The organism is Corynebacterium sp. 11A (genome assembly GCF_008930935.1).
GTDB classification, from domain to species: Bacteria; Actinomycetota; Actinomycetes; order Mycobacteriales; family Mycobacteriaceae; genus Corynebacterium; species Corynebacterium megadyptis.
Genome location: NZ_PQMR01000012.1, coordinates 48,313 through 61,589, shown reverse-complemented (window position 1 = coordinate 61,589; position 13,277 = coordinate 48,313). Strand labels below are relative to the sequence as shown.

Annotated in this window: 9 protein-coding genes and 1 tRNA gene; 5 read left to right on the top strand and 5 right to left on the bottom strand. The window is 62.0% G+C overall.

Features of this window, described 5'->3' with window-relative positions; genetic code table 11:
• Nucleotide 1 precedes the first annotated feature (1 nt).
• From GBB18_RS10870 to GBB18_RS08975, 4 genes are all read left to right on the top strand, one after another.
• The gene (locus GBB18_RS10870; RefSeq protein WP_151641446.1) at nucleotides 2-964 is read left to right on the top strand and encodes an SWIM zinc finger family protein; all 963 of its coding nucleotides are present in this window, start codon (nucleotides 2-4) and stop codon (nucleotides 962-964) included.
• Nucleotides 965-1,036: 72 nt separating this feature from the next.
• Nucleotides 1,037-2,191, top strand: coding sequence for a DNA repair exonuclease (locus tag GBB18_RS08985; RefSeq protein WP_151641445.1), 1,155 nt, complete (start codon nucleotides 1,037-1,039; stop codon nucleotides 2,189-2,191).
• Between the two features lie 9 nt (nucleotides 2,192-2,200).
• A complete protein-coding gene (locus tag GBB18_RS08980) occupies nucleotides 2,201-4,873 on the top strand; it encodes an ATP-binding protein (protein WP_151641444.1) in 2,673 nt (890 codons plus the stop codon).
• A 424-nt stretch (nucleotides 4,874-5,297) separates the two neighbouring features.
• Nucleotides 5,298-5,705: a MarR family winged helix-turn-helix transcriptional regulator gene (locus GBB18_RS08975; protein WP_225979130.1), complete on the top strand. Its 408-nt coding sequence runs from the start codon at nucleotides 5,298-5,300 to the stop codon at nucleotides 5,703-5,705.
• A 111-nt stretch (nucleotides 5,706-5,816) separates the two neighbouring features.
• Here the strand turns inward: GBB18_RS08975 and GBB18_RS08970 are convergent.
• From GBB18_RS08970 to GBB18_RS08950, 5 genes are all read right to left on the bottom strand, one after another.
• Nucleotides 5,817-5,889, bottom strand: a tRNA-Arg gene (locus tag GBB18_RS08970).
• A gap of 162 nt (nucleotides 5,890-6,051) precedes the next feature.
• Nucleotides 6,052-6,696: an LUD domain-containing protein gene (locus tag GBB18_RS08965; protein WP_151641443.1), complete on the bottom strand. Its 645-nt coding sequence runs from the start codon at nucleotides 6,694-6,696 to the stop codon at nucleotides 6,052-6,054.
• Between the two features lie 2 nt (nucleotides 6,697-6,698).
• On the bottom strand, nucleotides 6,699-8,246 hold the full coding sequence (locus GBB18_RS08960) for a lactate utilization protein B (RefSeq protein WP_151641442.1): 1,548 nt from the start codon (nucleotides 8,244-8,246) through the stop codon (nucleotides 6,699-6,701).
• Nucleotides 8,243-9,028 (bottom strand): (Fe-S)-binding protein, encoded by a 786-nt coding sequence (locus tag GBB18_RS08955; protein WP_151549079.1) that lies wholly within the window; start codon nucleotides 9,026-9,028, stop codon nucleotides 8,243-8,245. Before GBB18_RS08955 ends, GBB18_RS08960 begins: the two co-directional genes overlap by 4 nt.
• Nucleotides 9,029-9,565: 537 nt before the next feature.
• Complete coding sequence (locus tag GBB18_RS08950) at nucleotides 9,566-11,239, bottom strand: L-lactate permease (protein WP_151641441.1); 1,674 nt, start codon at nucleotides 11,237-11,239, stop codon at nucleotides 9,566-9,568.
• Nucleotides 11,240-11,576: 337 nt separating this feature from the next.
• Between GBB18_RS08950 and argS the strand changes: the two genes are divergently transcribed.
• Nucleotides 11,577-13,235, top strand: coding sequence for an arginine--tRNA ligase (gene argS / locus GBB18_RS08945; RefSeq protein ID WP_151641440.1), 1,659 nt, complete (start codon nucleotides 11,577-11,579; stop codon nucleotides 13,233-13,235).
• The last annotated feature ends 42 nt before the right edge of the window (nucleotides 13,236-13,277 follow it).

Here is a 13,277-nt window from a genome sequence, read left to right as displayed (position 1 = left end):
TATGCCCCGCTATACCTCACGCGATAACGTCATTTATGCGAATTTTGGCGCGAAGCGGCACGACCCTCAGCAGCTCGCCGATACCGCCGAGAAGAACAACGACGACCGCGAGTGGCTGCCTATAGTCTCCCGCTTCATCGTGGATTCTGTCGAGCGCGACACCGACCCAGGCCGTAAGCAGCGCGGTCGCGACTATGCCCGCGAGGATCGGGTGACGTTGCTCAGCTATAGCGAGAATCTGATCAACGCACAGGTGCGTGGCTCCCGGCCCGAGCCCTTCGAGGTACAGCTGCGCTTCGCTCCCATTGCGCGCCGCGACCAGCGCGAATTGTGGGACTATCTTGTCTCCCTGCCGGATTATCTGCCGGCATTCTTAAGGGGTGAGCTGGATCGTCGCGCGCAGCGCCTGCTCGGCTTTTCCGACCCGCGCAGCATCACGGGCACATGTGAGTGCCCAGATTCCCATCCGGTGTGTAAACACATCGTGGCCGTGGCCCATGCCGCCGCCGCAGAAATATCCCGCCGCAGCTACCGCATCTTCGATCTGCGCGGCTGGGATCCACAGGAGATCGAGGCGGCGGTACTGCGGCGGGTTGAGCAGGACGCGGCGGCGAACGCTCCGGCGGATACCGCAGCGGACGCTCCGGCGGAGCGGGGGAAGGATACAGATCGCAGCGGCAGTCCTGATGAGTCTGCTGGCGCGGCGGAATCTGGCCCCGCAACCGCGCAGAAACACCAGCAGCAGGTGGATGCCACGGCGTTTTGGCAGGGAGGTCAGCTTCCTCCCTTGCCGGATCCGAAGGTGGAGCCTGCCCTTGACGACTCCGATCTCAGTCTCTTGCACATCGCCATGCGCTCGGTGTCCTATACCTCGATTGATGAGCTGCGGGCTATTACAGATATCGAGGATATGTACTATTTCCTCACGCACAACGAGGATTCTTCGAGCCCAGATTCCCCTTAAGTCAGCCGCAGTAGAACATCGGAGCGAACAGCGCATCGTGCAGTGTCCGGTAGTTTTGCTAACAATGAATGCATGACACGAACACGATTTATTCACACCTCGGACTGGCAGATCGGAATGAAGCGGGGTTTTCTTCCCGCTGAGGCGCATAGTCGCTTTGATGCCGATCGTCTCGCGGCCATTAAAAAGCTCGGTGATCTTGCCACCGAGCAGGACTGCGAGTTCATTGTCGTCGCCGGCGATGTATTCGACGCCAATAGTCTCAATGCCACAACAACCGGCCGCACCATGGAAGTGCTGCGCAACTTAGCTGTGCCAGTGTATCTCTTGCCGGGCAATCATGATCCCTTAGTGGCCAATAATATTTTCCGGTTCACGGACGCGATCGACAATGTCCATGTGATCCGCGATAACGCGCCTATCGAGATTCGCCCAGGCGTCGAGCTCGTCGGCGCCCCCTATCTCAGCAAGCGCGTCTCCACCGATATCGTGGCCGAGGCTCTGGAGGATCTCGAGCCCGCAGAAGACGGAAGCGTGCGCATTGCCGTGGGGCACGGCCAAGTGGAGTCGCGCAGCAATGACGACGATAGCGTCCCGATTGACCTTGCCACCGTTGAGTGTGCCGTGGATCGTCGGGTGATTGATTATCTGGCCTTGGGCGATACCCACTCCACCGCCTCGCTTGGCTCCACGGGGCGCGTGTGGTTCTCAGGCAGCCCAGAAGTTACCGATTATCGCGATTTCTCCACCGTCGGCGGCGGCGAGAAGGATTCCGGCAATGCTCTCGTTGTAGACATCGAGGCCACCGGTTCCACCTCGCAGGTCACGGTCGAGCCGCACCACATCGGCACCTGGACGTGGCATGCGCTCGAATACGACATAGCCAGCCACGAGGATGCGGAGGCCTTCATTAGCGCCCTGCGGGAGTATCCCGATAAGGCCACCACGGTGGTGAAATATGCCCTAGTGGGCACGGCAACCCTCGATACGATGCGCTACCTCGAGGAGCAGCTGGCAGACCTAGAGAGTATCTTTGCCGCCCTTTATCGACGCGAGCGCACCTATAACCTCCTGCTGGCCCCGTCCGAGGAGGAGCTCGAGAATCTCGGGCTCGGTGGATATGTGGGGGCGGCGATGACCGACCTGATCGAACAAGCAGACACAGACGACACGGCGAGCGACGCGGTGGGGCTGCTGCACCGGCTGATCGTTTCTGAGCGGAAGTAGGGCAGTACCATGCAGATTCATTCCATCACTATCGACAATATTCGCTCCATCGAGCACCTCGAACTGCGAGACATTCCGGCCAGCGGTGTGTGCATGATCAGTGGCCCCAATGAGGTGGGTAAGTCCACCATTGTGGAGGCTATTGACCTCGTGCTCTCTGAAAAGTCCACCGCGCAAAAGAAGTGGATTAAAAGCATGCGCCGGGTGGGCAGCGCCGAGCCTATGCAGGTCAGCCTTGAAGCCACGATCGGTGATCAGCACTTCACCATCAGCAAGCAGTTCCTCAATAAGCCGACCGCTCGGCTTGTCATTCACTCCCCGAATCCGCGGACCTACACCGGCGATCAGGCCAATGATGAGTTGCTGCAGATCATCGACGAGCACCTCGATAGCAATCTGCATAAGTTACTCTTCGTCAAACAGGGCGCATTGGACCACACTCTAGGGGAGGTGGGCTTTAACCAGCTGGAAAAGCCCCTGCAGCTCGCCGGCGCTGGGGATGGTGCCGGTATCGCGCAGGGGTCACAGTCCGAATTGATGGCGAAGGTGCGCGATGAGGTCTCGCGCTACTACACCAAAACAGGCAAGCCTTCCAAGGAACTCAAGCAGGCCGAGCAGGAGGTAGAAGACGCCACGAAGCGTCACGCCGAAGCCCGCGCGGCGATCACCGACTTGAGCGCCCAGCTAGAAAACTATGAGGCCGCTGAGGCTGAGCTGGCTCGGCTGAAGCCACAGATCCCAGAGCTGAAACAGCAGGTGGAGGCGTCGCAACGCGAGGTGGTGCGGGCGGAAAAGCGGGAATCCGAGCGGGAACGCCTGCAGACGAAAAAGGATGTCGAGGAGCAAAAGAAGCAGCGCATCGAGGAAAGAAAGAAGCAGCGGGCCCGGGCTGCCGAGGAATTGGCTGCGAGCGCGCAGCGCGTGACAGAGTGCGAGCGGACGCAGCAGGAGCTCGAACTACAGGCCAAGGAGCATGCGGAGAAGATCGAGGGGCTCCGCAGCGCACTCGATGCCGCGGTGGAAGCCGAGCAGAGCGCCCGCGCCGATTATCGGGTGTGGGAGCAGCACCAGCATGCCGTGCGCGAGCGAATCCGCCACCAGAAGGACACGGAGTTTTTGGCGCAGTACGACGAGTACACCGCCGAGATTTCCCAGCAGAAAAAGAAACTGCCGGAGGATGTGCCCAGCGGCGCAGACATCGCCCGGGCGGAAGAGATCGCGGAGAAGATTGTCTACGCCCAGGCCACGGTGGCGGCGGCGAGTTCGACACTGACGCTATCCGCTGCCGCGGGCGCCGAGATTGCGGTTAATGGTGAGCCCCAGACGCTCAGCGATACGGCCACGGTGGTGCAGGTCAGCGAACGCACGACACTACGCATCGGCGAGGTCGACGCGGTGATCGAACCGGCGGCCAATGTGGCTGCCGAAAAGGATGCTCTGGACCAGCTCATCCGCGAGCGCGATCAGCTGTGCACCGAGTTCGAGGTGGACTCTGTGCAGCAGCTCAAGCAGATCGCCACGACCGCCGAATCCATCACCGCGGATATTGCGCGTCTGAAGAAGGCGCGGACACGGCACGCAGGGAAGCGGGACGTGGATGATATCCGAGACGTCGTTGAGAAATTCCAGGCCGCGGAACTCCCAGAGGGCATTAGCGCCGACGAGGCAGGGGAGAAGGCCCTCGAGGAGCGCCTACACGAGCTGCGCACGGCCGTGGAACAGGCCGATGCCGCCACCGCGAAGGCGCGGACGAACCTAGAGGAGGCCCGGACCTCGCGGATCGACCAAGACGCGGCGGTGGCCCGAGAGAAACTCAAGGACGCCATCGATGAGCAGAAGCGTCGCGCGCAGGCGCTCGAGGCCGCGGAGCAGGAGCACAGCGATGAGGCCGAGGAAGAGGAACTGCGCAGCCTCGATGCTCACCTCGCCACCCTTAGTGCGGCGCTGCAGGCCTTGGAGGAAGACGACAGTGTCCTCAGCCTCGAGAAGGCGCGTCGCGCCGCGGAACAGGACGAGACCCTGCTGAAGAACACCGAGGGGCACCTAGAGGAGGCATATCGGCGACAGTCGGAGATTAAGGGCAGTATCAACGCCTTTGAGGGCGCTGCCGAGAAGGAGAAGATCGCCAAGGCCGAGCTCGAGCGCAGAGAGAGCATTCTCGCCCGTACCCAGCACAAGGCCGATGTGGCCAAGCTGCTGCTGGATACCCTCGAGCGGCACTACCGCGATGTCACGCAGCGCTATGCCAAGCCGATCCGCGAGGAGCTTGAGCGCTTGGCCGCCCAGCTGCATGAGGGCGATGTGTCCTATGAGTTCGACGAGACCGGTCTTGTCGGGCGAGTGATCCGCGAAGAGCAGCTGAGTGTGGATGAACTCTCTGGTGGCGCCTCTGAGCAAGTGGGGTTGATGCTGCGGCTCGCTATCGCCAACCTAGCGGCGAACAACGCGGATTCGGACGGCGTCGATACCGTGATGCCGGTGATCATGGACGACGCCCTCGGCAATTCCGATGTGCTGCGGCTCAAGCGCTTGTCCGGGTTGATCGAGCGCGAGGCAGCCTCCAAGCAGATCTTCCTCATGACTTGTGATTCCCAGCGTTTCGCCGCTATCGGCAAGCGCAAAGAGTATCGCGTCGAGGAGTTGAAGCGCGCTGCCAATGAGACGCCGCTGAGCAAACGCTGAGTGCGGCAGCAGGCGGCCTGTGGCAGCAGCCGAGCACGCGAGCGAGGAGTATCTCCTTCTCGCGTGTTCGCTGGCGCATGTCACGGCGCTAAGCCAGTTTGTTCCAGCTAAGCAAAGATGACGTGACTGCTGTGACACGCTAGTCTTAGAAGAACTCAGTGACATGAGCACCGCAGGTGTTCTGTGCGTCACGAGCTATTCCCTCATCTCCCGTTACGGGGTGAGGCGCCGCTAGTGCGGTGCCGTCACTCACACTCTGCAGCGGGGCACTGCGGTCGCATCAAGGCTGGCTACAGACGCGGCCGTCCGCACCAGACCGGTAGCGCAGAGATCTCGCGCGCGGAAAAGTTAAGGAAGATAAGGGATAGTGATTCAGCACGAGCCACGCTGGCTAAATGACAATCAGCAAGCACTCTGGCGCCTCATGCTCGATGCGATACGCAAACTCGAGCGCGATATAGAGGACACTCTGCAAGCTGAAGCCGAGCTGACCTCGCCCGAATTCGCCGTGCTGGTCGTGCTGTCCGAGTCGGAGGATGAACAAGCTCGGATCCGCGAAATCTGCACTCACCTGAATTGGGATCGCAGCCGCGCCTCGCACCAGCTCTCCCGCATGCAACGCCGCGGGCTGATCGAAAAAACCAAATGCGTCGGTGATGGCCGCGGTGTTGTCGTGATCATGACCGAGGAGGGCAAGCGGCGCCTCAAGCAGGCAGTGCCCATGCACGTGGAGTCCGTCAATCGGCTGATCTTCGACCACATGAGCAATGATCAAGCCCACCACCTCGACGTGTTCTTCAAGCACGTACTCCAGGCCCAGCCCACTCCCTAAACCCGCCATGGGCGCGGGCGCGGGAGCGCCGCGCGCCGTTTCCCTGCGGCAGCGGAAAAGACCACAAGGGAGGGGCCGCAGCATATCGCTGCGGCCCCTCCCTTTTATCTGTGCCCCCGACACGATTCGAACGTGCGACCTTTGGTACCGGAAACCAATGCTCTATCCCCTGAGCTACGGGGGCAAAAATATGCGTAGTAGCAGTTATCCGCTGCTATGCACCGTACGTATGTTAGCACTATCCCTGCCGTGCGATAAAACACGGGTTGGAGGTGCTACTACGCAGCAGAGTGGGGCCCAGCGGGTGGCGCTCTCAGAGGCCCCGCTGAGCCCCAGGGTGGTGCGTCTAGTCCACCAGCACCACGATCAGGGTGCGGGGACCGTGCACGCCTTCGACACGGCTGAGCTCGATGTCGGAGGTGGCCGAGGGGCCGGAGATCATCGTGATCGGGCGGTGGCGGTCGAGGCGGCTGATCATGGCGGGAACGCCGTAGACCACGGTGTCCATGCGCACGATGCAGATGTGGCAGTCCGGAACCAGGGTGAGGGCGCGCCGGCCGTTGGTCTCATTAGATTCCAGGCAGATCGTCCCGGTCTGGGCGGAGGAAGTGTGGGAGTCGGTGACGACCACGTCCACAGAGTCGAGTAGGCGGGGATCGCTTGTCACATCGTCGGGGGTGGCACTGCCGGAGAAACCCTCAAAGAGGCCGGCGTCGAGGCCGGGCGCATAGCGCACGTCCTCGGCCTCGCGCTCTTCGAGCAGGCGCACGATGGTGGCACCGAGTTCTTCCTCGCTGCTTTGCTCCACGATGGCTTTGTAGTCCAGCAGGCGATCGATGAGCACTTCTTTGATTTCCTCGCGCGGATAGTCGTGCTCGGTGATGTAGTTGCGCACCACATCGTAGCCGCCGGTCTGCACATTGGAGAGCTTCTGGGCGTTGCGGATGCGGTTGAGGATCTCCTTTTTGGCCTCGTCGTTACGCGTAGACATGGCTACTTCTCCTCTTCGTCGGTGCCGGCGTGGGCGGCGGCGGGCAGCCCCTCGCGCTTGGCGTCCTTGAGCAACTGTTGGGCCTCCTCGGACTTGAACCAGTCGCGGAAGGAAGTCTTTGCCGGCACAGCAGTGTCGCGCACATCGGTCCAACCGGCGAGGAAGCTCGGCATGTGGGTGATCTTCTTATTGAAGCCGCCGAGGACTCGTCCCAGAGAGGCCGACTTGGTGGCGAGGCTCCAAATCTTGGCGTTGCCGAACACCAGCCCCATGGCGCCGAAGATGGCGCCCTCGATCTTCGGCTTATCGGTTTCGATCTTCTGGTGGCGTAGCTCCAGCAGTGCGGCCGGAATATCGATCTTGACGGGGCATACCTCGAAGCAATAGCCACACAGGGAGGAGGCGTAGGGCAGCGAGGCATTCGGGTCATTGTGATCGATGATGCCGGTCAGCTGCGGGGAGAGGATGGCGCCGATGGGGCCGGGGTAGGTGGAGCCATAGGCGTGGCCGCCGGCGCGTTCGTAGACTGGGCAGACGTTGAGGCAGGCCGAGCAGCGGATACACTTCAGTGCCTCGCGGCCGATCTCATTCGACAACGCGTGGGTACGGCCATTGTCCAGCAGCACGATGTGGTAGTTCTTCGGGCCGTCATTCTCGGTCACGCCCGTCCACAGCGAGGTGTAGGGGTTCATGCGCTCACCGGTGGAGGAGCGCGGCAGCAGCTGCAGGAATACTTCGAAGTCCTGGAAGGTGGGCAGCAGCTTTTCAATACCCATCACCGAGATGAGCGTCTCGGGCAGGGTGAGGCACATGCGGCCATTGCCCTCAGACTCGACGATGCTCACGGTTCCGGTCTCGGCCACACCGAAGTTGGCGCCGGAGATGGCCACCTTGGCTTCCATGAACTGCTTGCGCAGGAACACGCGGGAGGCCTCGGCGAGCTCCGGCGGGTTAGCCGGCAGGGAGTCGTCGGTGTGGGGCATCTCGCGGACGAAGATATCGCGGATCTCGGCGCGGTTGCGGTGAATGGCAGGCACCAGAATGTGCGAGGGGAAGTCGTGTCCCAGCTGCACAATGAGCTCGGCGAGGTCGGTCTCGCGGGCGGTGATGCCGGCATCGCGCAGCTGGTCGTTGAGCCCGATCTCCTGGGTAGCCATGGACTTGATCTTGACCACGTGGGTTTCGCCGGTTTCCTTGATCAGATCGGTCACGATCTGGCCGGCCTCGACTCCATCACGGGCCCAGTGCACGTGTCCGCCGTGGGCGGTCACGGCTGCCTCGAACTGCTCGAGCAACTCCGGCATGCGGGAGGCAACATCGCGTTTGATACCGGAACCGGCCTCGCGCAGATCCTGCCAGTCGGGAAGTTCATCCACTACCTGGGCGCGCTTATTGCGGATGGTGTGGGTGGCGTTGTAGAGATTGCGGCGCTGGGTGGCGTTGTAGAGACCATCGTGGGCGCCTTTTTGGAAGCTGCGCGAGCCGCGCAGATAGCCGACACCTTCGGGCGCTGTCGGAGGAACGGTGGGGTTTCCGAGGAAGGTGGTCACAGCATGAACTCCTTGGTATAAGCGGCGGAATCCGGGGTCCACGGATGCTCTTTGGTGGAGGCGAGAATCTCGGCGATATGCACGCTGCGGATACCGCTGTGCTGGCGCGAGAGCGTGCCGGAGATGTTCATCAGGCAGGAGTAGTCCGCGGAGGTGACGTATTCGGCGAGGGTGGACTTGATATTGCGGGTCTTGTCATTGACCATCGCGGCCGAGGTTTCGGCGTTCTTCACGCAGAAGGTGCCGCCGAAGCCGCAGCACTCCTCAGAGAAGGGCAGCTCCACCAAGTCGATGGCCTCCACGGCGCGCAAGAGCCTATAAGGGCGATCGCCCAGTTTGAGCAGGCGGCGCGAGTGGCAGGAGCTGTGATAGGTCACGCGGTGCGGGAAGAACGCGCCCACGTTTTCGAGCTGCTCCACGTCGGTGAGGAACTCGCAGAGCTCATAGGTTTTCTTGGCGGTGCCTGCGGCCCCATCGCGCAGCGCTGCAGAGCCGTAGCGATCTGCGATCCGCTCGTGTTCGTGACGCACCGCAGCCGCGCAGGAACCGGAGGGGCTGACGATGCAGTCGATGGAGGGATCGGAGAAGGCGTCCACATAATTTTCAATCTGTGGCACGGCTTCGCGCTGGTAACCAGTGTTAATGTGCATCTGGCCGCAGCAGGTTTGTTTGTCGGGGACCACAACATCGTGGCCGAGGCGGGACAGAATCAGGGCTGTCGCCTTGGCGATGTCCGGCCCGAGAATGTCACCGATACAGGTGGTAAAGATCGCGACTCGCACGGGCGCTCCTTTAACTAATGTTGGCTAACTATTGTTGGCGCAAAATGGCGATTACATCTAGTGGCTATGAGGTCTAACTCGCGGCGGGGCTACCGCTCTGGACTGCCTGACGTGCCAAAGTCAAGAGGCCGACGCGGTGAGGGGGTAGTTGCACGTCGCGAACGAACGGCGGCGGTGCCAGCTTTCACCGACACATCCTACGTTCGGATATGTCTAATCTACCCGAAATCTGCTCAGAATGTGAACCAGTTGCGCTTCTAAAAAAGCCGGTCCACCTGCATATATTTAAGAAACACTCCTGTTTCCTAATTAGGGCTGTGACGGGCGCGCCGACCCCAAGGTGGGGGAGGGGGGGGTGGAGAAAACCCCCGTGGCCGAGTACGGGGCAACGGGGGTAAGAAGCTGAGCATTACCTAACTTCCATGGGTGCTGGACCTTATCGGCGCCCACTCTTGGCCCCACCACCGGCACGGCGGGCGCAGGTGCCGATGGGGAATATGGGGCAGCGGGACGGCGTCGATAAGCGCCGCGGTCGTACTAGGGGACCACGGGTGCCATGAAGGAGAGCACGTTGGTCTGCAGGTAGACAATGGTGCACACGGCGATGAGCATGCCGAAGGACCACAGGACCACGGACTTGAAAATATCGGACTCGCGACCTTCCATCTTCACGGCCGTGGCGGCAATCGCCAGCGACTGCGGGGAGATCATCTTGCCCACCACGCCGCCGGAGGTATTGGCCGCGAGCATGAGGTCCGGGTTCAGTCCAGCGTGCTGCGCGGCGGTGACCTGCATCTTGCCGAAGAGGGCGTTGGCAGAGGTATCGGAGCCGGTCACGGCCGTGCCCACCCAGCCCAAGGTGGGGGCGAGGAAGGCGTAGGCGCCGCCCAGCGAGGCAACGAACTCGCCGATGGCGATGGTCTGGCCGGAGTAGTTCATCACATAGGCCAGCCCCAGCACGAGCACGATGGTCAGGGCAGACCACCGCATGCGGTAGGCGGTGTCGGTGAAGGCCTGTAGCACCTGGCCGGCCTTGAGCGGATAGGTGCCATTCTCGTCGAAGATGGCGTAGACCACGGCCACGATCAGTCCGGAGATCAGCATCAGGCTGCCGGGATTGGCGATGATCGCGAAAGTGTAGGTGGACTTGATCGGATCGCCCTGGGCATTGACTAGGCGATCGGCCAGTACCGGCCACTCCACGCTGATGGCGATGGACTTCAGGGCCTCAGGGATGGTGGAGCCCAAGTTAGCGATACCGAAGACGAGGGTGACCACGCCATAGGGCATGAGTGCCATTCCGACGCGGCGAGCCGGCAGCTCCTCGGCCACGGCGGCCGGGGGAAGGTCCATGCGCTCGCGCAGCGCCTCGATGCCGCGCGGGGTCCAGAATTGCAGGAAGACGAAGGCCACGCCGAGGGAGACGATGCAGGCGACCACGTCGGTGAGCTGGTAGGCGAAGAAGTTCGAGGTGGCCCACTGGGCGATAGCGAAGGCGCCGCCGATAACGAAAGCGGGGATCCATGCTTCCCGGACACCGCGCACGCCGTCGAGGATGAAGAGCAGGATAACGGGAACGAACACGGCGATCAGCGGGGCCTGGTGGCCGACGATGGCGGCGATGTTGGCGGTTTGCTCCGCCGTACGGCCGGCCACATCGCCGGCGGTGGTGATCGGAATGGCCACGGCGCCGAAGGCCACTGGCGCGGTATTAGCCAGCAGGACCGCGGTGGCGGCACGCAGCGGCTTCACGCCGAGGGCGAGGATCATGGTGGCGGTGATGGCTACGGGGGCACCGAAGCCGGCGAGGGCCTCGAGCAGGCCGCCGAAGCAGAAGGCGATGAGGATAGCTTGGATGCGCACGTCGCCATCGCCGAGCTTGTCAAAGGTGCGGCGTAGGTCCTCAAAACGGCCCGAGGCCACCGTGATCTGGTAGAACCAGATGGCCATCACGATCACCCAGACGATGGGCAGGAGGCCGAAGATGCCACCGCGAAGCGCGGACATGAGGGCGAGTTCGGTGGGCATGCTGAAGCCGAAGATGGCGACTAGGATCGCAGCGAGGGTGGCGGCCGCTGCGGAGACGTGTGCTCGGGCCTTGAAGCCGAGGAGCAACACGAAAAAGGTGACCAGGGGGATGGTTGCGACTAACGCAGAGAGGCCAAGACTGCCTCCCACTGCATCAGTGACCACGGTAAATGTATTGTTCACCGCAACTCCTTAAGTGTGGTGGACCTGTGTCTGTCTGCTGTATCGCTTCAGAAAATGCCTATCTGCTGCTGGCCCGTGCCGCTGAGGGGTGGTGCGGCGCGTGTTCCTGTGTGGGCCAGTAGTGCACTCGCAGTGTGAAGTTCTGCACACCGATACTGGTTCTATGAGACACCCACAGGTGGGATGTGATGTTCACAACCATTCTTACGTAGGATGTCGTGAATCCAAAAATAAGCTGAGGTGCTCTGTGTCTCATTTCAGGATTTTTTAAGATTACGCTGGGGGTTCGTGGAGAAATTGGTGGAGCAAATGGGGGTATGCGATACACTGATCCGCTATGACACCTGCCGATCTTGCTGCATTAATCCGACGCACCGCGGAATCCGTATTTGCCGAGCACGACCTCGATTCCTCTGTCCTTCCTGAGACAGTGACCGTCGAGCGTCCGCGCAATCCGGAGCACGGTGACTACGCCACGAACCTCGCCCTCCAGGTGGCCAAGCGTGCGGGGGCCAATCCTCGCGAGCTCGCCCAGTGGCTGGCCGAGGCTCTAGCACAGCACGAGGGCATTTCCGAGGCTGAGATCGCCGGGCCGGGCTTTCTTAATATCCGCCTCAACGCCGCCGCCCAGGGCGCGATCATCGCCGAGATCCTCGCCGCAGGTGAGCGTTATGGCCACGCCGATACCCTCGCTGGTGAGCGCGTGAATCTCGAGTTCGTCTCGGCCAATCCCACCGGCCCCATCCACTTGGGTGGAACCCGCTGGGCCGCCGTGGGCGATTCTTTGGGCCGTGTGCTCGAGGCCAGCGGCGCCCAGGTGACCCGCGAGTATTACTTCAATGACCACGGTCGCCAGATCGATCGTTTCACCAACTCCTTGATCGCCGCGGCTAAGAATGAGCCCGCCCCCGAGGACGGCTATGCCGGCGACTACATCACCGAAATCGCGAACGAGGTGTTGCGCCGCGTGCCCGACGCCCTCGAGCTGCCCGAGGCGGAGATGAAGGAAACCTTCCGCTCTCATGGTGTGGAGATGATGTTCGCGCACATCAAGTCCTCGCTGGCGGAGTTCGGCACCACCTTCGATGTCTACTTCCACGAGAACTCCCTCTTCGAATCCGGAGCAGTCGATGCCGCGGTGCAGACGCTGAAGGATAATGGCAGCCTGTACCAGGCCGATGGCGCGTGGTGGCTGAAGTCCACCGACTATGGCGACGATAAGGACCGGGTGGTCATCAAATCCGATGGTGATGCCGCCTATATCGCCGGCGATATCGCCTATGTGGCCGACAAGATTGATCGCGGCCACGACCTGTGCATCTACATGCTCGGCGCTGATCACCACGGGTATATTTCCCGGCTCCGAGCCGCCGCTGCCGCTTTGGGCTATCGCCCCGAGCAGGTGGAAGTGCTCATCGGTCAGCTGGTGAACCTGGTGCGCGATGGCAAGCCCGTGCGCATGTCCAAGCGCGCCGGCACCGTGATCACCCTCGATGATCTGGTGGAGGCCGTGGGCGTGGATGCTGCCCGCTATGCGATGATTCGCTCCTCGGTGGATCAGAGTCTCGACATTGATCTCGCGTTGTGGGCCTCCCGCTCCTCGGATAACCCGGTGTTCTATGTGCAGTATGGCCACGCGCGTTTGTGCTCGATTGCGCGCAAGGCTGCCGAGTTGGGCGTGAGCCTGCAGGGCGCCGATATCGATTACTCGGTGCTCGATAGCGAGCGCGAGGGTGATCTGATCCGCACCTTGGGCGAGTTCCCTGCCGCAATCGCTTCGGCCGCTGACCTGCGCGAACCACACCGAATTGCCCGCTATGCCGAGCAGCTGGCCGGCACCTTCCACCGTTTCTACGACACCTGCCAGATTCTGCCTAAGGCCGGCGAGGAGACCACCGAGCTGCACATCGCGCGTCTGGCCTTGGCCGCCGCTAGCCGCCAGGTGTTGAGCAATGCGCTCGGTTTGTGCGGGGTCACCGCGCCGGAGCGCATGTAGCGTAGGGTAATCTCGTTCACCACGAACTCCCGACCGCAGGTG